The following is a 21,371-nucleotide window of genomic DNA, read 5'->3' as shown; positions in this document are numbered from 1 at the left end:
TGGAATTAACTTGTAAATAATCTGAGGGTAAATGAGGTGGCACGCTTATATAATTTGAATTTTAGAAAAACTATAAAACCAACCGACCCAAGCTGAACTACAGGTGCAAAAAAGCCCTGGCCAACATCAGTTCCAAAAAGGTTTGTCCAGAAGTTCGTATTGATTTCGGTATAGAGTGCATTTACAAATACGTTGACCAAAAAGAAAGCTGGGACCAACATATACACCGCAGCGTATAATTTAAAAAATGTATAGGCAAGCGAACGGAATTTTTCAAAAACCGCTAAACTTATAACCAATGGAAAGAAGGCTTGCATAATTCCCAATAGAAAATAACGTTCGGCGAGAAATAACGGGTATATGAACAAATCCAATATCCAAAGGATAAGGCTAATGATAAATGCAAATATTTTGAATCCATAAAGTGGTGTGACCAAGGCTTCATATAAGAGCGTCATTGCGGCTTGAGCTACCTCGATGATACTTACATCTTCCTCAATAGGAATATCCTGCATCTGTAATGGTAACAAAGCAGGGGCAGTACCACGATACTGCGCTTCAATGGAAACCAAAATTCCATCAAAGAAACCCAGTACTTGAGTAGAAAATATAACAAGAAGAACCACGGCAAAATTCTTGGCTAATTCGCCTGGACTCAACCCCCAAGTGTAACCGTCTTTATCCGCTACACCTTCATTATATTTTTTAAGGATATTGACCAGAAAGAACAATACAGCAAGTGTTTTCATTCCGGCAATAGTGTATTGCGAGAAGTCACTGGCTTGTATCGTCTGAAAGACGGCATCCACATATTCAAGTCCAAAACTCATTAGTAATTCGTTTCGCGATTATTGATTTTGTCTTGCATTTTTCTGAAGGAAATGATATCACGATAGCGTTTGGTTTTTGTCTTAATGTTAGAAACCATTTCCTTAGATTCCTGCTCTTTTTGTTTTAAAACTTCAGCACGCTCAGCATCGGACATTTTTAGATTATCGCTGGATAAGATTTCGCCAATAAAATCAACGGTGTCCAAAGAATTTTGAACTATGGCATCAAATGATTCCGCAACTCGTGTTACTTCTTCTGGTTTGATATAAGGTGAGTTTAAAATATCCTGTAAATCATTTTGCATTACATTGATAAGGCGTTGATTGTTCTGTGCAATTTCCTCAACTGCTCTAAGCTGTTGTACAACGCTGGATACTTTCTCTATAGCTTCCTTAGCATCTTTCAGGAATTTTACAGACTTAATCATTTCAGCTGTCTGCTTACCTGATTCTATAAGTTGTTTTACTAGACTAACAAAGTTGGTATTGTCATAAACTGGCATTCCCTGGGCGGTAGCACCGTTGGGTAATAAAAGGGCAACTGTTAAGCATAGCCCAAACAAGATTGTTTTGATTTTTGTTTTACTCATTGTTAAAAATTTGTTTTGGTATTCGTGAATCTTCGATTTCATAATATTATGTTTTAGATGTGAATTGAATTATTGCTTTCTCCATATTGTGATGCTCGTTGTAGAGCTTCATTATTTCCTCATTTTCTTGTCCATCGGTTAGGTAGGCAGCATAGACTTCCTTTGGAACCTCCAAACGAAAGATGTTGCTTTCCTTTCCTATTTTGATAAACATTTCAGTGTATTTTCTTGGTCCAGACAAGTTGTTTTTGATGGACTTTAATTGGTTTAAATCGTGGCTCGATAGATTGAGGCGTTTGACCAACTCGTCATAGCCTTTTTCGTTGTTTAGACTATAAATAACTTGTGTATTTTCTAGTATGCTGGCTGATGTTGAATTATTGGGAAGCTGATTAATGGACTGAAGAATAATACCAATCGCACCATTTTGTTTACGGATGGCTTGATAGTAGAATTCTACACTTTCGAGTACATTATCAAACTTTAATTGTTTTGCAAATTCATCAAATAGGATGATGCCTTTTTCGGCTCTGTTTTTCCAGATTGTTCTTTGGATGGCTGACTTTATCAGCTTCAACATTACCGATAGGATTTCCTTATTGTCCTTTACTTCATCCAGTTCAAAAACAATCAGGCGTTTGTCCTCAATTTTATAGGTCTGGTCTTCGCTTACTTCAAAGAGGAAGCTATATAGACCATCGCCGACATATTCAGACATTACGTGCAAGAAACTGGTAATATTGAAATAGTCGGGATGGATTTTTAAGGTGTTCAGAAGGTCTTTCTGATTCCTCTCTATAAAGTTGCAAAAACCATCTAGCGAATGATTTTCTGATATATTGTTGTAATAGTGGCGCAATATCTTTTTAACCGAAACCGATTGTGCTTTGGTTACTTTTAAATCTGATGCGAATAGTTCAAACAGAAAGACTGATAAATCTTCCAGTCGTTCAGGTGTCAAGTCATTTACATCACTTATATAAAAAGGATTGATACCGAGATTTTTGCCACTTTCATAACGAAGCACGGTATATTTTTCTGGATAGAGTTTGGCAAATTTTGTATAGGATCCACCAAGGTCAATTATGACCAGGCGGACACCACTCTCAAAGTATTGCCTCAGTATATTATTTGCCAAGAACGATTTGCCCTCACCCGTTGGTGCAAAAATGGCAAAATTGCGTGCCTTGATGCGCTTCTTACGTTCGTCCCAAACATCTTTTAGAACAGGAACATTATGTTCTCTATCATTAAAAATGATTCCAGTAGCATCAGAATTATAGTTTGTGTTATTAATCAACAGGCATAGAGCGTGTTTTAAATCGGTAACGTATAAATCGTTGTTTGAAAAATTGGAAGAAAAACAGCAGTAGCTGTTAAGAATGTAGTTCTTTCGTTCTTCACCTCTTGGGTAATATGGAATGATGTCTAGTTCCTTAAACTCGGTCTTTATTTTCGAACCAATCCGGCTTAAACTCTCGGGGTTTTTATCCCAATACACAATGTTTAGATGACCACGAATAATACGTGCATTATCGTCGGCATTAATTTGGTCAAGTATATGCTGAATTTTACCAAGTACTACCTTGTTTTGTGAACCGAAGTTGGAACTTTTGTTCAGTTCTTCGACTTTCTTATCCAAGAGCTTGCGCCACTTCTGCTTGTCATCGAGATATAAAATTTGGTTGACAATGTGGTTTTCATTAAGCGTAAGCCCTAAACCATCAATGAACCCTTGATGAAATACAAAATCGTCAGAAGTGAATTTCTCATTGGTCTTGCTACTCTGTACACTTTCGCCAAAGCACAGTTCGCTATTGATAGCCAGGGCATCAAAATAATTTTCGCCAATATTGACACTTTTTTTATCTAATATGATATCAGTATCAAACCCATCATTGAAGCCATTGAAATAGCCATTTGTGAGTTGTTGAATGTCTTTTGCGTTAAGCGGAAGAAAATTCATTTTTCGGCTATTGTTTATAAAGGAAATAGAATCACTAACAGAACCGATAAAGCTCTTAACGTTGTCATCTAATTGTTGAATAATTCCTTTTGAAACTTTACGGAAAGGATTAACATATTTTGAATTGTTTAAAGCTTTGTTCTTAGTTAGCGTAAAGAATAAAAAGCAACGATGTTCCATATAATCACGTCCTTTAAAATGGTCGTGTGTTGCTTTTTCTAAAAATGTTGTGTTGGGTAATGCCTCTGAAGTGTATGTCTTTTTAAGGTAGATATCCTGTTTTTGCATCACCGTACCAATAGGCAATGATTTTAGAGCCTGAAACCAAGCACCGTGTATATCCTCAAAGTCTTTTTCCGATAAGGAATAGATTTCTGGCAATTTTCCTTCATAGCATAGGACAACATTGCCATTATTGGCAAATATGATATTGTCTTGAATATCCGTGATTGGTTGATATGCTGAAAGATTAATTTTGTCCATAATCGAAGCCAGAGTTTCTTTTATTACTTATTATTATAGGGAAGGCTTTAGCCATCTGAAAGATTTGTGGGTTATGCGTTATTCTAGTCAAGGCTACGTACAAGGCAGCATTAAAAACGAGTATGCCAATTATTATCCCAAAGCTGAAAGAGAAGATGATAATGAGTAGCGAAGCTAAAATGGAAACCATCATTAGAGCAAACAGAGAAATAGGCAGCCCAAAGATGACCGCCCGTTTCCTGATGTTTTTATAGACCTCGTAGCGTTTCATTTATACTACGATTCCTATTAAATATGTGAAGATGCCGACAACTGCACCAGCAATCAAAACAAACACAAGTACTCTAGTAATACCTTTTTTAAGGTCTGCGTTTTCCCCAAAGAAGTGCCCTGCATTAAACAGGAAACCAACAAGAAAAATGACACCAAGTAAAATTGGAAATATAGTACGTATGGTATCGCCCACATCATTAACGGAATCTTCAATTCCCCCAATTTGAGCAAAAAGTGATGTTGAGAGCAACGATAAAAAAGTTGCTAAGTAGATTGATTTTTTCATAATAAAACTGTTTAGATTTTTTATTCATTTTCTCTTTCTTAAATTTACATATATTTGTACATAAATAACTGAAAATCAAATATTTGTGAATAAAATATTATTTGAAATCAATTGAATTTAATTGCTATTATTTGGTATCAAATTCTATGAGATTTTGAAAGAAAGTTGTTGATAACCTAAAAATTGAAAATGAAAAAAGTGCTCAAAAACGTCAGTTTTGTCTTTTTGCTTCTAAAAATGTGTGTCGTTTTTGGACAAGAATCGAGTACTCAAAAACGAATTGTAATTGACGTTGGACACGGTGGAAAAGATTCCGGTGCGATAGGTGCAAATAAAATTCAAGAAAAGGATATTGTATTGAATATTGCAAATGCGATTTTGAAGCTGAATAATAAATTTAATAAGCCTCTGGATATTTATTTGACCAGGTATAATGATACGCTTATTTCGTTATCGGATAGAACAAAACTGGCCAAAATCCTTGATACGGATTTGTTTGTCTCTTTACATTGCAATCATTCGGATAATTCTAATGCTAGAGGAATAGAAGTTTATGCGTCACGAAAACAAACAAATTATTCAAAAGAATCTATTTATATAGGTTATCAAATTGAAAAAGCACTTTGCAAAGAGATAGGATATGAAAGTAGAGGCGTGAAGTTTGCAAATTTTCAAGTGCTGAGAGAAACAACCAGTCATTGTGTTTCTGTTCTCTTGGAACTAGGTTTCTTATCCAATAAAGACGAAAGTAGCTATTTGTCAAATTCCACAAATATAAAATTGATGGCATTGGCCATTTTATTATCCATACAAAAACAATAGCATTATGAAAGATATTTTTTTAGAGTTAACCAAAAGCTTAAAGGCAATTGTAATACAGTTTATTTCAGAAGTGATTTTGTTATATAAATTGTTCAGAAGTTAGATTACTTCCACTTATTATTAACACTTATATTAAAAGTAGCTAAAATGAAAATCACCATAAATCGATATTATTTATTTAAGTATTTGCTTAAATACGTAATTAATTATATATTTGCCCGTCTAAAGCAATAATATGAAACTAGAAATATCTTGCACACGAGCTGAAGCTGACCACAAGCAGCTACAAAACTGTAGAACTACTATTGATGGTATGGCTAATGGTTTTGATAAAATTTCAAAATTACTATCAATTTCAGGTAATGAGGTACGTTTAAAAATTCTATTCCTTTTAAATATGGAAAAAGAGTTGTGCCCTTGTGATTTAGCCGATATTCTAGGTATGAGTGTCCCTGCGGTTTCACAACATATACGGAAAATTAAGGATGCAGGTATTATTACTGCCAGAAGAGAAGGGCAGACCTTATATTATTCATTAAATGACGATGAAACGGATATTTTGAATAGTATATTCAAATCAATAAAATTAGAAAGAAAAATAGCATAAAATTTATAGTAATGAGTTCAAAAAAAACATCAAATAAAGCAGCATATACAGGTTTGTTTGCTGCAATAGCAGCATCATCTTGTTGCATACCACCAGTTATTGCACTAATTGCCGGAGTTGGCGGGAGTGCCTCGGCTTTATCTTGGATGGAACCCTTTAGACCGTACTTAATTGGTTTAGCGGTTGTGGCTATTGGTTATGCTTGGTATAATTACTATAAGCTTAAAAACACAGATGATTGTGATTGTGAGATAGATGAAAAACCTAGATGGTTTCAAACTAAAGGATTTTTGATAGGAATTACGCTGTTTGCGGCTATCTCAATAAGCTTCCCTTACTACTCTCATATTTTCTATCCAAATAATGAGAAAGAAGTGGTTATAGTAAATCAATCTAACATTCAAACTGTGAACTTTGATGTTAAAGGAATGACCTGCGCTTCTTGTGAACAACACGTTACGCATGCTGTTAATGAGCTAGAAGGTATTGTAAATGTAGCGGCTTCTTATGAAAAAGCCAACGCAAAAGTAGAATTCGATAACACGAAAACTACTAAAGAGGATATAGAAAAAGCAATAAACTCAACAGGGTATAAAGTAATTAGCGATGAATAAAGTAATCCCTGTTTTATATACTGAACAACTTCAAGAAAGCATAAATTTCTATTGTGATATTTTAGGATTTGAATGTGACAGTTTTGAACCTGATTCCGGATGGGTAAATATTAAGAAAAATGGAGCTGAAATAATGTTTTCGCTTCCAAACGAACACCTACCATTTAAAAAACCAACATTTACGGGTTCGGTATATATTAAAATAGAAAACATTGATTCACTTTGGAACTCGATAAAGGAAAAGGTAAAAATTTCATATCCATTACAATCCTTTGAATACGGTATGAAAGAATTTGCTATCCATGATAACAACGGTTATTTAATCCAATTTGGGGAAGAAATAGACTAACTATGGAAATACAATTAATAATCAATGAAACTCGATACATAATCATTAATGAATAATAAAAAACACATAATTATGAGAAGTTTAATTTTAGTTCCAATCATTGCATTATCCTTATGCTCGTATAACGTCCAAGCACAAAGTAATGAAACGGTTAAACAAGAGGTAAATGCAGATTCGAACAGCCAGAATATTAAAACGATAAAATTTAAAATAACAGGAATAACCTGTGCGGGTTGTTCTAATGGTATCTACAAAGCAATTAAAGCAGTTGACGGTGTTACGGAGCATTCTGTTGAATATCCAGGCGATATTGCGGTAATACGATTCGATAAGACAAAGACGAGTATGGAAACCTTAAAAGCTGTTATTGAGAAGAAAGGATATAAAGTAGAACTACTAAAGGATAAAGTGTAGATATTAACCTTTATCATTTAATCGAATAACCAGTTACAATAATGAGAGATAACGAAAATAAAGATTTAAAAACTATCGCTTTAGAAATAAGTGGTATGACTTGTAGTGGTTGTTCATCACATATCGAAAAAGATATGAATAAGACCAATGGCGTTGTAAGTAGCATTGTAAATCACGAAACAGGAAAGGGAGAGTTTACTTTTGATACGAGTAGAATTGATAGTGAAGAATTAATCAATGCAGTAAATAGCATTGGTAATTATTCTGTTGTAAATGGTATTGAAAAAGAAGATTGTTGCTCTTCAACGTCTGATGCTACAATTTCAAAAGAATCCAATACAGATAAAAATCAATTTGATTTAATTGTTATTGGTGGTGGTTCCGCCGCATTTTCAGCAGCGATAAAAGCTGAAGGTTTAGGGCTTACAACACTAATGGTAAATGGTGGCTTAAACTTTGGCGGTACTTGTGTAAATGTAGGTTGTGTACCTTCGAAAAACTTAATAAGGGCTGCCGAAACTGCATATCACGCAACACATTCAAATTTCAAAGGTATTAAACCTAGAGGTGTAGATATTGATTTTATGCAAATCATTAAAGGTAAAAAGGAATTGGTTTCGGCTTTGCAACAACAAAAATATATGGATGTTGTAAGTGATTTTGAAAATCTAACAATGCTTAAGGGATGGGCTAAATTTGTAAATAATAACACCATTATTGTTGATGGTAAAGACACCTATACTGCAACAAATATTGTTATAGCAACAGGAGCAACTACGAATATTCCTAATATTAAAGGATTAAATGAAGTAGGTTACTTAACCAATGTTTCTTTATTTGATTTAGAAGAAAAACCTGAAAGCTTAACCATTATGGGAGCTGGATATATTGGATTAGAAATAGCACAAGCTTATAGCCGATTGGGTGTAAAAATGCGTATCATAGAATTTACGGATAGACCTTTACGTAGTCAAACAGATGATATTACAGATGTATTGGTTGAACAAATGAAAAGTGAAAGCATTGAAATTTTACCAAATTTTCGAGCCTTTAAATTCGAAAAGCGAGGTAATGATACTATCATTCATTGCAACTGTCCCGATGGTTCGACAACTCAAATCATTGAGAAAGGACATATTGTTGTAGCCACCGGAACGAAACCCAATACCACTAAATTAGGTCTTGAAAATATTGATATAAACTTAACCAAAAGTGGACAAATTGTAGTTAATGAAAAAATGGAAACCAATGTTTCTAACATTTATGCCGCAGGGGATGTAACAAATACACCACCATTTGTATATACAGCTGCCACCGAAGGTAATACCGCAGTAAATAATGCATTTTCATTGTCGAAGAATAGTGTGGATTATAGATCATTACCTTGGGTAGTATTTACTGACCCTCAAATTGCTGGTGCAGGAATGGATGAAATAGAAGCAGAAACAAAAGGTATTCCTTTTGAAGTGAGTAAATTAGACTTAAAACACGTTCCTAGAGCATTGGCAGCACAAGACACAAGAGGCTTCATTAAATTGATTCGTAATACTGAAACAGATAAGTTAATAGGAGCTAGAGTCATTGCACCAGAAGGTGGCGAACTTATTCAACAATTAAGTATGGCGATTAAGTTTGGCATTACAGTAAAAGATTTAGCTGAAAGTTTTTACCCTTATTTAACATTAGGAGAAGGAATCAAGTTAGCAGCGATTACGTTTGGAAAAGATGTTTCTAAATTAAGTTGTTGTGCTAGTTAATTTGACACAATTAAATTAACTAATTACAATCATCAAAAGTCTTTTCTAAATCATTTCCTCTTATCCCCAGCCTGCTTATCAAAAGCAATCAAATTAAAAAGTTCTCGCATTCTACTACGAACACGATTTCCGTAGCGTTCTTCAAGTTCTTCAGCATTAAGGTTTGTGGTAGCGTGAGTTTTGATTTTGCGTTTGGTCTCTAGATAGAGTTCATATCTGGATAAGAGTACTTCGCCCATTACGTTCAAGTCTTTTCCATAAAACCGTCCAGCCGGTTCAACGCCCAAATCATCAAAGCAATAGAATTTAGTATTGCCGTATTCTTCAACGGTTTTAAAGCCAAGATGGTTAAAACCAAAAGTCACATTCCGGCAGGGAATCATTTCGTAAGGGCGTTGTAGTGGAACTATGTGGCGTAGTAATTTCATAAGGGTAGTTTTGCCACATCCAACAGGTCCAGAAAGTAAAATACCTTTGTCAATGTCAATACCGTAAGTAGCACAGTTCTCTTTATCCTTAATGAAGTATGAACAAAGTTTGAGCAGTATGCTTTTATCCTCTTCATAGATTCTGAATTTCTTGCCAAACAATAGTTTTCCTTTTGCATTCAGGTAAATTAAAATTTTTGGAAAGTCATAGACAACGTTTTTGCCGTCAAATTTTCCCAGCGAATATTCCACGCCACCTTCGGTTATTTTAGAGGGGTTGTCCATAATCTTTGTTTTTAGTGGTTCGCAAGTTGTCCTTGATTTGGGACGCTTGATTTTTGTTTGTTCTGTTTTCTTCATCAAATAATTCCGTTCTGTCCATCCAATTCGTGGCCAAAGCGCGCCAATCACGAATTGCCTCACCATCACTAGTTTGCCAGTTCCGAGCTTCGTAGTGCTCAAAGAATTTTATGCCCTCATATGCATCAAATCCATTTTCTTCAAAAAAATCAATAACCGCCTGTCTGCCCTTTGGCTGTTTTGTATAGTTTTCTTGTTTGGTATTGTTTGTATTAGATACCAGTACTTGTCCATTTATGGGATGGTGCTGTCCCACAACTGGTTCACGTATGGGATAGTACTGTTCCGCAAGCTGTTCTAATGTGGGATTGTACCGTCCCATACCTGGTTCATCACTTGTCCCAATAATGGACATCTTAATTTTGCTGCCTTTGTATGGATTGTTGGATGGGAAATAGGATAGATAAAGCCACGCGTCCAAATCCGTAACACAACGATGGTATGTGGATTTTGAGCCTATTTTAGCACAGCGCATTAAATCTCTACGGTTTACATAAAATTCGTCTGCAAAGCGACTGCTGTTCCATTCTTGGAACAATGCCATATACAGACTGATATGGGTAGGATTTAGGCGGTCATCAAAATAGAACTTTTCAAAAGCCGCATTGAGTAGCTTTATATAGTTCATCATTTAAGAATTTGAACCGTGCTGTACACGATTGGCAGTCATTATGCTTTGAATTTCTTCAGCATCGTAATAGATGATACCACCTACTTTGGTATAGGGTAAAGTGCCGTTGATGCGTAGATTTTGTAAAGTACCTGGACTTACCTGAAGCAAATCCATAACCTCAGAAGATTTGAGGTATTTTTTCAGCTTTCCAGTAGCTTTTTTGGATAATAATTTTTTAATGTCATCGAGCAATTCCATTTTGAATTCCCGAAGGTCGTCTGTTGTAATGATATTTGCCGGCATAATAGAACGGTTTTAAAGAAAGAGGCTATCGCATCTCTATCAACTAATTTGATAACCTCTGACCTGATTTGACTTTCGTTCTACAAATTTGAATAGCTTTAGTGGATTTTATTCCCCAGTATAACCGTACTACGGTCAAAATTTAACATTTTGAAGTTTTATTTGTTTTAGTGCTGTTTTCTTGAGTTTCCGTAATTAAGAGACCTTTAAATTGTATCAAAATTTATGGAAAACAGGTGTACAGTGTGATTACCGTAGGTCAACTGTAGTACGGTCTTATTTTAACGAATAAAAGAAGGGCAAACGAATAACTATTCCTCACTTTTGTCCATTTCCGAAAGTAGAGAAGCAGTCAGCTGGTCGAGGAACAATGTCCGGCTATTTTTGCGGTTTTTGATGTCTTGAAAGGTTTTGTATATTTCCTTTGGGGTAAAGTCAAATACCTCTTGCAATATTTTAGATAATCTAATGATACTTAGACCTTTTTGTTTCGCAATTCCACTAGCAGATAATGCATAGAGAAGTTCTACCCAATCTGTATTTGTGAATGGCCAGGGAATTTTTTCCGTAGGTTTTATATTCACACTATTACCGTTCAATTTATTTTTAATAGAATGTTTCTTTTGGTCCATATAGTTGATAAGAGAAATATACGCCTTGAACTTTCCCAAAAGCATATCTCTTGGTGTACAAAAATCAGGGTCTTGAAAATAAAATTTGGAAGTAGTAATATGGTAAATATCAAGGTGGCTTCTGGTATAGTAGGCTTTATCGAAGTGAGTTGCCCCAGATTTTACATATTGACCGAAGTCAATATTATAAAGGAAAAATCGATTTAATTTGTTAATCTTCTTTTTTACAAATTTTAATTGGGCAGCACTATCCGCTTTGGGGAATTGAATTTCAAAAGAATGAATCTCAGAGAAGTAAATAAGCTTGACTAATGGTATTTGCTTAATTTTCTTGAAAAAGATTATTTCTTTATCGACACTTTCAAAATCATTGACCAAAATTTCTCTTTTGAAAACACTAAGCAAATTTCTACTTAGCTCAATAGAACGATAAGATTGCTCCAAAATTGGTAGATTTTCGAGCCTTATCCCGTTTAACTCTTCGAGAAGATTTTCGCATAATGTTTTTAAATCCAATTGCATCCATAAATACAGTTAAGTCCATCTAGGTTTGGGTGGTTTAGTTGTTAGAATTCTTTGGTATCAATGCGTAGTACCGTACTTTGAAAGTAGAAGTTTTATACTAAGAATGAGCTAAAGAACTAACCGAAAAGTACTAACATAATTTTGAAAGAAGCGTAATTTATTCCGTAGTTATGTACGGAATCAACCGTATATTCCTACGGTAATTGCTGTAAACCTAAGAATAACGCTATTTCGATTTTTTTCTGTAGCGAGAAATAAATTGCCTTCTATTCTTTGCGCCTGTTTTTTTGTAGATGTTAGAGGCGTGTTTTGATACTGTACTTTCTGCAATGAATAAATCCTTGGCAATTTGTTTATAACTAAGATTGCCGAGAATGGACAAGGTAATCTCTATTTCTCTTCTTGTCAAATTTTCATAAATAATTCTTGTATCAGCCGAGTTGATTGCCTGTTCTTTGCTCATTGCAAATACTTCGTACATTTTTGTCTTATTTTCTAGAAAGTAAAGGTGCCTATCTATCTCAATAATCGTTATGGCGTAGAAAGATGCATTCATAACTGTGAAGGTCAACCACTGATAATCTCCAATAAATGTCAGTACTGGTAACAGAGCTATACTCGCCACACTAATCATTGATAATCTGTTACGACGTAAAATATATTCATTTGGGTTACTTGGATTAGAAATCCTTTCGTAAAACATCCCTAAAAATAAAAAGGCGATTATCGAAATTGGTATGGTAAAAAGTAATCTTGAAGAATTCAACGAATTTGTAAAGAAGTAAGGAATTAAGAAGAGGACGATGAAACTTGCTGAGACTAAAATTGCTAAATTTCGTATAGAAGAATTATATTTTAAAACCACAATATCATATTCCTTGTACAAGTAGTAAACGATATAAACGCATAGCGAAATAGCGACCCCGTAGGTTATGATATATTGAAGGATGAAAGGCCCTGGAAAGTTATCAATTGGTAAGAACCCACCTGTTAGATTGTACGTTATAAACAGTATACCCAGATAGAAAAATCTTTTGTAACCGCTAGAATACCTACGCGTTGAATAGTAAAGTGTAAACAATACAATGACCGTATCTAATAAAAGATAGAAAAAAGTTGTCCAATGTATCGAGGTTCCAAACATAGCGCATACTGAACCTTATATGGTTTCAAACCGATTGTGCTGATTATTTTTTCGGACATTATCCCAATTAAAAACTGTTCCGTTCATAGCGATGTACACTCCTGGTTCTAGAAACTGAAGCGCAGAAAGAGCAAATCCCAAATTGAAAGGCGCATCGCTATTCTTTTTTGTTCCCAAAACAAATGCTCCAGTGAGAACGACGGTTTTTTTGATTTTAAGCCTGCCTAAGAATTTGGCTGTTTCAGCCATTGTAACAGTACCGTGAGTTAATAATATCTTATCCGAGTCTGAAGAATTGATGGTTTTAGCTATTAGTTCTCTGTCATCATCATTAATAAAGCGACTATCCTTATTCAGAATTTTATCTATGCTGTAAGCTGAAGTGATTTTGGCATTTGAAAGTATATCTTCAATAGCAACTGTATTTGTTTGCTTTTGATTAAGATTTTCGTAATCCAGACCTTCAATCGTGCCACCTGTTGAAATAATATGAGTTTTCATAATACAATAGTTTTGTGCTAAATGGTTGATTAGTCTATTACCTGTTTTACCTCTCCACAGGTCAACATTGCATCACCGAAATATGGGTTTAATACTTTTTCTTCTTTGCTCAACCAATAAGCGCCTTTGTTGTTATCCGCCATTGGGCAAAATTGATTATAAACCTTTTCGTTGACTCCAAATAACTGTATCGCACTGCCCAAATGAGATGATAGATGCTTAAAATGATTTCTCTGTTTTTTAATATCCGAGGTTTCTGCGATAGATTTGGTTGAGGATTTCAGTTCTTTCTCTAACTTCATCCAGTGATTATGAGCATTGTTGTCCTTCAATAGGGTCATATCTATCAGATTCAATTTATCGAGTAGTTTCTTTGCATCGTCAGCTACTTTCTTTGAATCATCTTTTACCAATGCATTTTTTACTTCTAAATAATCATTAAAAGCAGTTTTCAATTGACTTTGAAAATCCACCGAGACCTTTATTCTCTCATTCATTTCAGAGTGATTACTATTGTTACTTGAAGTTGTTTCTTGCATTCCCAAATGTCCTTCGTGTCCGGTCATTACTTTTCCACCTTCCTTGTTCATCATTGATTTTTTACCCTGTAATTGAGCAGCTGCATCGATGGTAAAAGTTCCATTAGTGACTATTTCATCACCATTCTCCAAGCCATTTAACACCTCATAATTATCGCCTAAAGTATTACCCAATTTTACTTCGCGCATTTCAAAAACTGGTTCATCAGGGTTACTTTTTAGATAGACAACCGAACGCTCTCCAGTCCATAAGACCGCTGTTGATGGAATACTAAGTGATTGTTCTTTAGTTGAAGAAATACCTTCAATGTTACCTTCAACAAACATTCCTGGTTTAAGCTCATCTTTTGTATTGTTTAATACAACTCTTAATTTTACGGTTCTTGTACGTGTATCTAATACTGGGTCTATAAATGAAACTTTCCCTATGAATTCTTTGTTGGGATAAGTATTGGTGGTGATAGCCACTTTTTGTCCTTTTTTGAATAAATCAATCTGATTTTCATAGACATCAAAATTGGCCCAAACTGTATTTAGTTTTGCAATTTTCAGTAGCGGTTGTCCTTGCTTTATGTAATCACCTTGTTCTACTAACTTTTCTGAAACTGTACCAGAAACCGTAGCATATACAGGAAAGTTTTCTAACACCTTACCAGAAGTCTCAATTTTATTAATTTGATTCTCCGATAATTTCCAGAGTTTCAATTTGTTTCTGACCGCATTGTATAATGCTGGTTGCGACTCTTTTAATGAAGCTGCCGTAATCAACTCTTGTTGCGCTGCATATAATTCAGGCGAGTAAATAGTAGCTAACAGTTGCCCCTTACGAATTTCTTCACCCGTAAAGCTCACATTCAAACGTTCAATTCTTCCGGAAAAATAGCTTACTTGCACAGCGTTGGATTCTTCATTTTCTACTATTTTTCCTGATAACTTTATGGTGTTATTCTCCACGTCACCATTACCAACTATGGATGTCTGAATGTTGGCCAAAGCCATTGCGTTTTCTGTAAGTTTGAATTGGTCTGCCAACAAACCATCTGCACCACTTTCGGCAGGAATTAAATCCATCCCACATATAGGGCAGTCGCCTGCTTCTGGTTGCATAATCTGTGGATGCATTGAACAGGTCCACATTTGATTGGTCTCTGCCACTTCATTGTGATTATGCTCTGCTTCCTTGTTTGATGAGTTACCGAATAGTAACCACCCAAACAGTAATCCTAGGACTACTAATCCAATGTAAATCGCGTATTTCTTCATTTCTTTGTTTTTTTTCGTTTTAATAATTTTCTAACTGAGGGTGATGATGTGTACCATAATAAGAAGCCACTTAATACTGTAATCAAACCTAAAAGGGAGAAAGCTCTTAAGACCATAGTATTGAAATTATCCCTACCGTCGTAATCCATAGTGTGTGTCATCCATAAAAAGTCGAACCAACGCCAACTTCGATGTCTAACGGTTTGAAATTTTCCGTCTTTTGTCGATACATAGGCTTTAAGGGCTTCGTCTGTTTTATATGAAATCACATAAGCAGGCAATAGTTTCTCTCTATATTCGTGATGCTTTCCAACCTCATTTATTTGCTCAATAGCGTCCACCTCTAAACCGTTTTTCATATAGTTTTTAGCAACATAGAGTGCTTCTTCCTCTGTGATGCTATTCTTTGGGCTTCCATCTACAGCATTATACAGCTGCTTGCCATTTACCCAATAATATGGCACGTTACCAATATCTCTTAAAGCGATGGTGTTAACACCTTCAGAAACATTAAGTTGTGATGGACTTATAAGATTGTTAAACGCTTTGGGCTGATGCTCTAAATTTTTAAAGTGGTCACCGTGTATATCGTCAATATCTGTCCAACTGAAATACATACCGCTAATCGTCCAAAACAAAAATTGTATTCCTAAAAACAACCCTAAATAGCGGTGTGTTTTTCTGATTTTTAGTGCTGTGTGCCTATTTACCATCTATTGCTCTACTTTAAAATTGAAGTCAATTGATACTTTTTCCCAAGACAGACTTATTTTCCCTTCGACGTCATCAACTTTGCTGACTTTGTATTCTAAATGTTCCTTTATTTCTTCAGAAAAATTAGGTTTTACTTTAAACCTAATTACATCATCTTTTTCATCATATTCATCTTTACCGTGTTGCTCCCAATTAGAGTTAAATATGACTGTCCATTCATCTTTTGAAGGAATTGTAAAGAATCCGTATTTACCCGCAGGAAGTGTTTTACCTTTAATTTGTAAATTCTTATTGGTCTCTATCCAAGTAGCCATATGTGCTCCTGATTGCCATACTTGGTCGTATGCCAATAAACCGCCGAAAATTATTCTACCCCTAACTCCAGGTGATGAATAGTCTACGTGAATATGTGCATCACCTACCATTGCCATTGCAGATGTATGAGGGCTTAAAACTTTCTTTTTATTCTTCTCAGCATCCACCTCCATAGTTTCTTGGTGGTTATGTTCTTCTTTATTACTATTTACGTTTTTACAACTTATGAGGAGGATTCCAGCAAATAGTATTGTGAATATGATTTTCATAGATTTATTCTTTTGTGGTTATTAAATTCCTTTTTAATAATTGTGCATTTACAGCACAGATTATGGTACTTATACTCATTAACGCCGCGCCAAATGCAGGGCTTATCATAAGCCCAGGGATGAACCCTGTTGCCAAGGGCAAAGCCACAATATTGTAGCCTGTTGCCCAAACCAGATTTTGGACCATTTTACGATAGGTAGCCTTACCAAATAATATCAAGTTGGCAATGTCTTTTGGATTACTGTCCACTAAAACAATATCTGCGGTCTCGGCGGCTACATCCGTTCCAGAACCAATGGCAATACCAACATCTGCTTGTGCTAATGCAGGTGCATCGTTTACACCGTCGCCTGTCATTGCCACAAATTCATCCATTGCTTGCAATTCTATTATTTTGTCTTGTTTCTGGTCTGGCAGTACTTCTGCCATATAATCATCTAGTCCTAATTTATCAGCGACATCTTTGGCTACTTTTTCATTGTCTCCAGTAAGCAAAGAGACTTTGATATTGTTTTTCTGAAGGACTTTAATAGCTTCATAAGAACTTTCCCTGATTTCATCTGCGAAGGTTACAAAGCCAATCACTTCATCATCTACAATGGTAAAGATTTTGGTTTCAATACCCTCGTCTTTATCTTCAGCAACATCTTTGTTCAATTGTTCCATTAGTACATATCCACCTGCTTGTACTTTCTTTCCATTGACTGTTCCGCTAACACCAACGCCTGCGTTGTACTTGAAATCGGTTACAGAAGGAATCTCAATATTTTCCTCTTTTGCTTTTCGTCTTAATCCTTTAGAGATATGGTGCTCGGAAGGGCTTTCAACAGCAGTCGCATACTTTAAGAGTTCTGTTTTATCGTAGTCTGATGACAATGGAACAATTCTTACTACTTCGTGTGAACCTTTAGTTAGTGTTCCAGTTTTGTCGAACACAATGGTTGATATTTTTCGAGAAGCCTCAAATGCTGTTCGGTTACGAATTAAGAGTCCATTTTTAGCAGAGATACTTGTAGATATTGCAGCTACTAAAGGCACTGCCAGCCCTAAAGCGTGTGGACAACAGATTACCATTACAGTTACCATACGTTCTAAGGCAAATGATACTGTTTCTCCTAATGCCAACCACGTAAAGAATGTACCAAAACCTAATACTAATGCAATTACAGTAAGCCATTTTGCTGCTACGTCTGCCAAACGTTGCGTCTTGGACTTCTGCTTTTGAGCCGTCTGAACCATATTTATCACTTTTGATAAATAGGTTTCTTCTCCTATGCCTTTTACTCTTACTTTGATGACCCCATTACCATTAATAGCACCGCCAATTACTTCTTCATCAACACTTTTACTTACAGGCTTACTTTCCCCAGTGAGCATACTTTCATTGAGGTCACTTTTACCTTCTACTATTACACCGTCAGCTGGAACTTTTTCACCTGGTTTAATGAGAATGATATCACCTTCGCTTAGCTCGTTTATTTTTACTTTTCGAGTTTGGTTTCCATCTACCAAGTTAGCTTCGTTAGGCATTAATGCTGCCAATGCTTCTAAAGCTTTACTAGCACCCAAAATAGAACGCATTTCTAGCCAATGACCAATTAGCATTACATCGATAAGTGTTGCCAACTCCCAAAAAAACGTTTTCCCCTCAAACCCAAAAATGACAGCTACGCTATAAAAATATGCTGCCGAAATTGCTACGGCAATAAGTGTCATCATTCCTGCCGATTTCTTCTTTAACTCACTTACCAAACCTTTTAAAAATGGCCATCCGCCGTAGAAGTAAACAATACTCGACAATGCAAACAGCACATAATTACTGCCAGTGAAATTCCAGTCCACGCCCAACCAATTCTGTATCATTGGCGATAATAGAAGAATAGGTATGGTCAAAATTGTGGACACCCAAAATCTTCGTTTAAAATCTTCTATCATCATTTTGTGATGGTCGTGTCCCATTTCGCCGTGAGCAGGATTATGACCTGAATGGTCCATCTTACTATGGTCCATTTCTGCCTTTTGTTTGGGATGGTTTTCGTGGTTATGATGTTTGTGGTGTTCGTGATTTTCCATTTTAATTGTCTTTAATACTGTTCAATATAAAATTCACTCGTTCCAATGGTGGTAATACAGGTACGTGTACCACTGGAAAGGGTAATGATTCATACACTTCGGTAATAAGATTGTGTATTTGAATTTGGTCGTTTTCACTTTCCAATCGCGCATAGTCGTTGATTAAAGGCAGTTTGTCTAAAACGAAAATCATTTTGTAATTCACTTTACGCATTGCGTCTTTTAAAATTTCGTCAACTTCCAATTTTAAAAACCGATAATATGCTAACGCATCTGGGATTGCCCTGTCTAGAAAAACTAAATTTTTAGGGTTTATCGATGCTTCCTGTTCGATTTGCATATCTAAAACACCGAGTTGAAACTCTCGTTTATTGCTTCGAAGTTCTTCAACTGTTTGCCCCTTTATTCGCATCGTATCTATATAATGTCTAGCGTGTTCAATGGTAGTTTCATACCCCAGTTCTGCAAGCATATTGATAGTAGTAGTTTTGCCAGTGCTTGGGCCTCCTGTTATGACACACCAATTGGTTTCTATGATTTGGTAATTCTTCATTTTCTTTTAGTGATTACATAATTCATTAGCTTCTTCTAAAATCTTTTTCTTTTTCGATGTAGGTATTCCTAAGTTGTTTAATAGCTTGGGATTATCGCAAACCTCCCTACAAAGCACAATACCATTGTTTAGAATCTTTTGTTTATCCTGTTTGCTCAATGAGGGCAATGCTGTAATTGGGTACAATCTTGAATGGTCAATCTTACTTTTAAGACTATTTTGTTGAGGATAATCCCAACTAACTAATCCGAGTCCAGCACATTCACCAAATTGAATTGCATCGGTTGAAAATCTTGTATTGGTATAAACCCAGCCTTTATGAAATTTCTTGGAATGGTCTTTTTGCTTTAGCCAATGGGTTTCTAAATCTTTAAACCTGGACTGTATGTAAAGAGGTATTTTTACATTGCAATTCCTGCCTTGGTCGCTATGGAACTTACATTCCACCAAATAATGTTTGTTAGTTTTCAAAGCGGTTACATCTACCTCGTGGGTTACACAATGACCTTGCATAACTACACCTACATCTGTTTTGAAACCTTCATATTCGAGAATTTTACCAATATATCTCTCAAAAGGGTAGCCAGTAGGACCAAATTCCATAATGGCTTTTTTGAGTTTGTATCGAGCAGAACCTGATTTTGATTTCTGTTTCAAAATCGCATAAGCAATTTCATAAATTCGTTTGGTTGTCATTCCATCTGTTAATTGCTTCTGTACTTCTTCGGCGATTTCCACTACAAGTTGTTCACTCGCTTTGGAATGCCTCAAAGAGCGTTTTAGCTTTTCAATATTGAAAACTTCAACCTCACCCGAATACTTTATGATATTGATTGCATTTTCCATTTTAAAGATGAACTGTCATTACAGGTTTTTTTGAATGGTTAGTAACACTTTCAGCAATACTCTTTGAAAAGACACTCGCAAACCCTTTTCTACTGTGGGTGTACATTGCTATTAAATCCACATCATTTGAACCTTCAAATTTTTCAATACCACCTAACACGGTAGATTCATTATAGACGTGCATTGCGTAGTTTTCCAATTTTGGGAAGAGTTTTAAAAATTCTTCGATGGGTTGCAGTCCATTTTCAACACTATTAAAATCCGATGTGGTGTTGATATTCAACAAATGGATTTTTGCATTACATTCTTTGGCTATTTTGTCAACTTCCTCAAATGCATTGGATATGCCTTCCTTAAAATCAGACACAAACACGATATCCTTAAAAGGAAAGGCTACAGCATCTTCTTTCACAACCAAAATAGGTACTCGTGCCTTACGAATGATTTTTTGGGCATTGCTTCCTAACAATTTCTTTAAGAATCCATTTTGTATGCCTTTGCTTCCGGTAATAATAAAATCGTGATTAAAATTGTGGGAATGTGCCACAATTGCATCTTCATCTGAAACAAATTCTAGAAACGTCCTTGATTTCAAACCTTTACCTTCAGCTTCTTTGTCCAAAGTCCTCAATTTGCTTTTAGCTATGCCAATTTCTGCAAGGGTGTCAGGGTAGTTTTGCTCCTGGGTCTTGGTCAATTTTGTCCAGTTAACTACAGTACTTATTTGGTGCAAAAAATGTATTTCTGCATTAAAAAGCGCCGCCATTTCTATTGCCAATTTTGCCGCTTTATTGCAGTTATCCGAAAAATCTGTGGGTACTAATATATTTTTCATCTTATTTCTTTATTTGCCAATTATAAAGCGATGCAATACAGGCACCGATTAACCAACCCAAAATGAACGTTTGGATAATACCTAGGCAAGCTTCCCAAAGTGGCATATCCATCCTAATTATGGTCGATACATCCAATCCGTGCAGTAGGCTATTGAAGAATTTTACAGAGCCTTCACGGCCAACAGTAAACATTACCACCATACAACCCAAATAGAGCAATGCTCCAGTAAGGCCTGTGGCCATTCCTAATTTTTTGATGCTGATTGTTTTCATAATTGTGGTTTATTGTTATTTTCTTTATCGTGATTATGTTTATGATGCGGCATCAACAGATGGCAACCAAACATTAGAATTATAAAAATGAATAAGGATATATTCTCCCCCATTCCTATACTTGGTGCAATAAAAATGAGTAGTAATGGAAGTACACAACCTAATATCATCCAAAGCGTATGTGATTTCATC

26 protein-coding genes are annotated in these 21,371 nt (G+C 35.5%); 6 read left to right on the top strand and 20 right to left on the bottom strand.

Annotated elements, in window-relative coordinates:
* Positions 1 to 5: 5 nt before the first annotated feature.
* From D1816_RS19350 to D1816_RS19330, 5 genes are read right to left on the bottom strand one after another with little or no spacing between them, the layout of a single operon-like run.
* Entirely contained in the window at positions 6 to 830 is an 825-nt protein-coding gene (locus D1816_RS19350; RefSeq protein ID WP_118505045.1) for a hypothetical protein, read from the bottom strand.
* Positions 830 to 1,462 (bottom strand): conjugal transfer protein, encoded by a 633-nt coding sequence (locus D1816_RS19345; protein ID WP_199729977.1) that lies wholly within the window; start codon positions 1,460 to 1,462, stop codon positions 830 to 832. The genes D1816_RS19350 and D1816_RS19345 overlap by 1 nt, the downstream gene beginning before the upstream one ends.
* Positions 1,463 to 1,466: 4 nt before the next feature.
* On the bottom strand, positions 1,467 to 3,869 hold the full coding sequence (locus D1816_RS19340) for a TraG family conjugative transposon ATPase (protein WP_118505041.1): 2,403 nt from the start codon (positions 3,867 to 3,869) through the stop codon (positions 1,467 to 1,469).
* Positions 3,856 to 4,140, bottom strand: coding sequence for a hypothetical protein (locus D1816_RS26155; protein ID WP_118505039.1), 285 nt, complete (start codon positions 4,138 to 4,140; stop codon positions 3,856 to 3,858). The genes D1816_RS19340 and D1816_RS26155 overlap by 14 nt, the downstream gene beginning before the upstream one ends.
* The gene (locus D1816_RS19330; RefSeq protein ID WP_073243663.1) at positions 4,141 to 4,428 is read right to left on the bottom strand and encodes a hypothetical protein; all 288 of its coding nucleotides are present in this window, start codon (positions 4,426 to 4,428) and stop codon (positions 4,141 to 4,143) included.
* Between the two features lie 189 nt (positions 4,429 to 4,617).
* Here D1816_RS19330 and D1816_RS19325 point away from each other — a divergent pair, with 189 nt between their 5' ends.
* The 6 genes from D1816_RS19325 to merA all read left to right on the top strand — a co-directional run bounded on the left by D1816_RS19325 (position 4,618) and on the right by merA (position 8,991).
* Positions 4,618 to 5,250: an N-acetylmuramoyl-L-alanine amidase gene (locus tag D1816_RS19325; protein ID WP_118505037.1), complete on the top strand. Its 633-nt coding sequence runs from the start codon at positions 4,618 to 4,620 to the stop codon at positions 5,248 to 5,250.
* 235 nt (positions 5,251 to 5,485) lie between these two features.
* On the top strand, positions 5,486 to 5,857 hold the full coding sequence (locus tag D1816_RS19320) for a metalloregulator ArsR/SmtB family transcription factor (RefSeq protein WP_118505035.1): 372 nt from the start codon (positions 5,486 to 5,488) through the stop codon (positions 5,855 to 5,857).
* 11 nt (positions 5,858 to 5,868) lie between these two features.
* On the top strand, positions 5,869 to 6,471 hold the full coding sequence (gene merTP / locus D1816_RS19315; RefSeq protein ID WP_118505033.1) for a mercuric transport protein MerTP: 603 nt from the start codon (positions 5,869 to 5,871) through the stop codon (positions 6,469 to 6,471).
* Positions 6,464 to 6,820: a VOC family protein gene (locus D1816_RS19310; protein WP_118505031.1), complete on the top strand. Its 357-nt coding sequence runs from the start codon at positions 6,464 to 6,466 to the stop codon at positions 6,818 to 6,820. Before merTP ends, D1816_RS19310 begins: the two co-directional genes overlap by 8 nt.
* A 72-nt stretch (positions 6,821 to 6,892) precedes the next feature.
* Complete coding sequence (locus D1816_RS19305) at positions 6,893 to 7,234, top strand: heavy-metal-associated domain-containing protein (protein ID WP_158597802.1); 342 nt, start codon at positions 6,893 to 6,895, stop codon at positions 7,232 to 7,234.
* A 41-nt stretch (positions 7,235 to 7,275) separates the two neighbouring features.
* Complete coding sequence (merA, locus tag D1816_RS19300) at positions 7,276 to 8,991, top strand: mercury(II) reductase (RefSeq protein ID WP_118505026.1); 1,716 nt, start codon at positions 7,276 to 7,278, stop codon at positions 8,989 to 8,991.
* A gap of 50 nt (positions 8,992 to 9,041) precedes the next feature.
* Here the strand turns inward: merA and D1816_RS19295 are convergent, their stop codons facing one another.
* From D1816_RS19295 to D1816_RS19225, 15 genes are all read right to left on the bottom strand, one after another.
* Positions 9,042 to 9,704, bottom strand: coding sequence for an ATPase (locus tag D1816_RS19295; RefSeq protein WP_118505024.1), 663 nt, complete (start codon positions 9,702 to 9,704; stop codon positions 9,042 to 9,044).
* Positions 9,688 to 10,407, bottom strand: coding sequence for a hypothetical protein (locus D1816_RS19290; protein WP_118506292.1), 720 nt, complete (start codon positions 10,405 to 10,407; stop codon positions 9,688 to 9,690). The genes D1816_RS19295 and D1816_RS19290 overlap by 17 nt, the downstream gene beginning before the upstream one ends.
* A 3-nt stretch (positions 10,408 to 10,410) precedes the next feature.
* On the bottom strand, positions 10,411 to 10,695 hold the full coding sequence (locus D1816_RS19285; RefSeq protein WP_118505022.1) for a helix-turn-helix domain-containing protein: 285 nt from the start codon (positions 10,693 to 10,695) through the stop codon (positions 10,411 to 10,413).
* A 311-nt stretch (positions 10,696 to 11,006) separates the two neighbouring features.
* Positions 11,007 to 11,849, bottom strand: coding sequence for an RteC domain-containing protein (locus tag D1816_RS19280; RefSeq protein WP_233565333.1), 843 nt, complete (start codon positions 11,847 to 11,849; stop codon positions 11,007 to 11,009).
* A gap of 229 nt (positions 11,850 to 12,078) precedes the next feature.
* Positions 12,079 to 12,738: a helix-turn-helix transcriptional regulator gene (locus tag D1816_RS19275; RefSeq protein WP_240338673.1), complete on the bottom strand. Its 660-nt coding sequence runs from the start codon at positions 12,736 to 12,738 to the stop codon at positions 12,079 to 12,081.
* 273 nt (positions 12,739 to 13,011) lie between these two features.
* A complete protein-coding gene (locus tag D1816_RS19270; RefSeq protein ID WP_118505018.1) occupies positions 13,012 to 13,497 on the bottom strand; it encodes an asparaginase domain-containing protein in 486 nt (161 codons plus the stop codon).
* 29 nt (positions 13,498 to 13,526) lie between these two features.
* A complete protein-coding gene (locus D1816_RS19265) occupies positions 13,527 to 15,299 on the bottom strand; it encodes an efflux RND transporter periplasmic adaptor subunit (RefSeq protein WP_118505016.1) in 1,773 nt (590 codons plus the stop codon).
* Positions 15,296 to 16,012, bottom strand: a complete 717-nt coding sequence (locus D1816_RS19260) for a PepSY domain-containing protein (RefSeq protein WP_118505014.1) — start codon at positions 16,010 to 16,012, stop codon at positions 15,296 to 15,298. Before D1816_RS19260 ends, D1816_RS19265 begins: the two co-directional genes overlap by 4 nt.
* Positions 16,013 to 16,597 carry a DUF2911 domain-containing protein gene (locus D1816_RS19255; RefSeq protein WP_118505012.1) on the bottom strand — a complete coding sequence of 195 codons (585 nt, stop codon included), beginning with the start codon at positions 16,595 to 16,597 and terminating at the stop codon, positions 16,013 to 16,015.
* 4 nt (positions 16,598 to 16,601) lie between these two features.
* A complete protein-coding gene (locus tag D1816_RS19250; protein ID WP_118505010.1) occupies positions 16,602 to 18,671 on the bottom strand; it encodes a copper-translocating P-type ATPase in 2,070 nt (689 codons plus the stop codon).
* A gap of 1 nt (position 18,672) precedes the next feature.
* Complete coding sequence (locus tag D1816_RS19245) at positions 18,673 to 19,224, bottom strand: AAA family ATPase (protein ID WP_118505008.1); 552 nt, start codon at positions 19,222 to 19,224, stop codon at positions 18,673 to 18,675.
* A 6-nt stretch (positions 19,225 to 19,230) separates the two neighbouring features.
* Positions 19,231 to 20,070 (bottom strand): ATP cone domain-containing protein, encoded by an 840-nt coding sequence (locus D1816_RS19240; protein WP_118505006.1) that lies wholly within the window; start codon positions 20,068 to 20,070, stop codon positions 19,231 to 19,233.
* 1 nt (position 20,071) lies between these two features.
* Complete coding sequence (locus D1816_RS19235) at positions 20,072 to 20,905, bottom strand: universal stress protein (protein WP_118505004.1); 834 nt, start codon at positions 20,903 to 20,905, stop codon at positions 20,072 to 20,074.
* A 1-nt stretch (position 20,906) separates the two neighbouring features.
* On the bottom strand, positions 20,907 to 21,179 hold the full coding sequence (locus tag D1816_RS19230; protein ID WP_118505002.1) for a DUF5676 family membrane protein: 273 nt from the start codon (positions 21,177 to 21,179) through the stop codon (positions 20,907 to 20,909).
* Positions 21,176 to 21,370, bottom strand: coding sequence for a hypothetical protein (locus D1816_RS19225; RefSeq protein WP_118505000.1), 195 nt, complete (start codon positions 21,368 to 21,370; stop codon positions 21,176 to 21,178). The genes D1816_RS19230 and D1816_RS19225 overlap by 4 nt, the downstream gene beginning before the upstream one ends.
* Position 21,371: the final 1 nt, after the last annotated feature.

It is taken from the genome of Aquimarina sp. AD10, assembly GCF_003443715.1.
In the GTDB taxonomy this organism is placed as follows: domain Bacteria; phylum Bacteroidota; class Bacteroidia; order Flavobacteriales; family Flavobacteriaceae; genus Aquimarina; species Aquimarina aggregata.
This window is presented reverse-complemented; position numbering and strand designations above follow the sequence as displayed.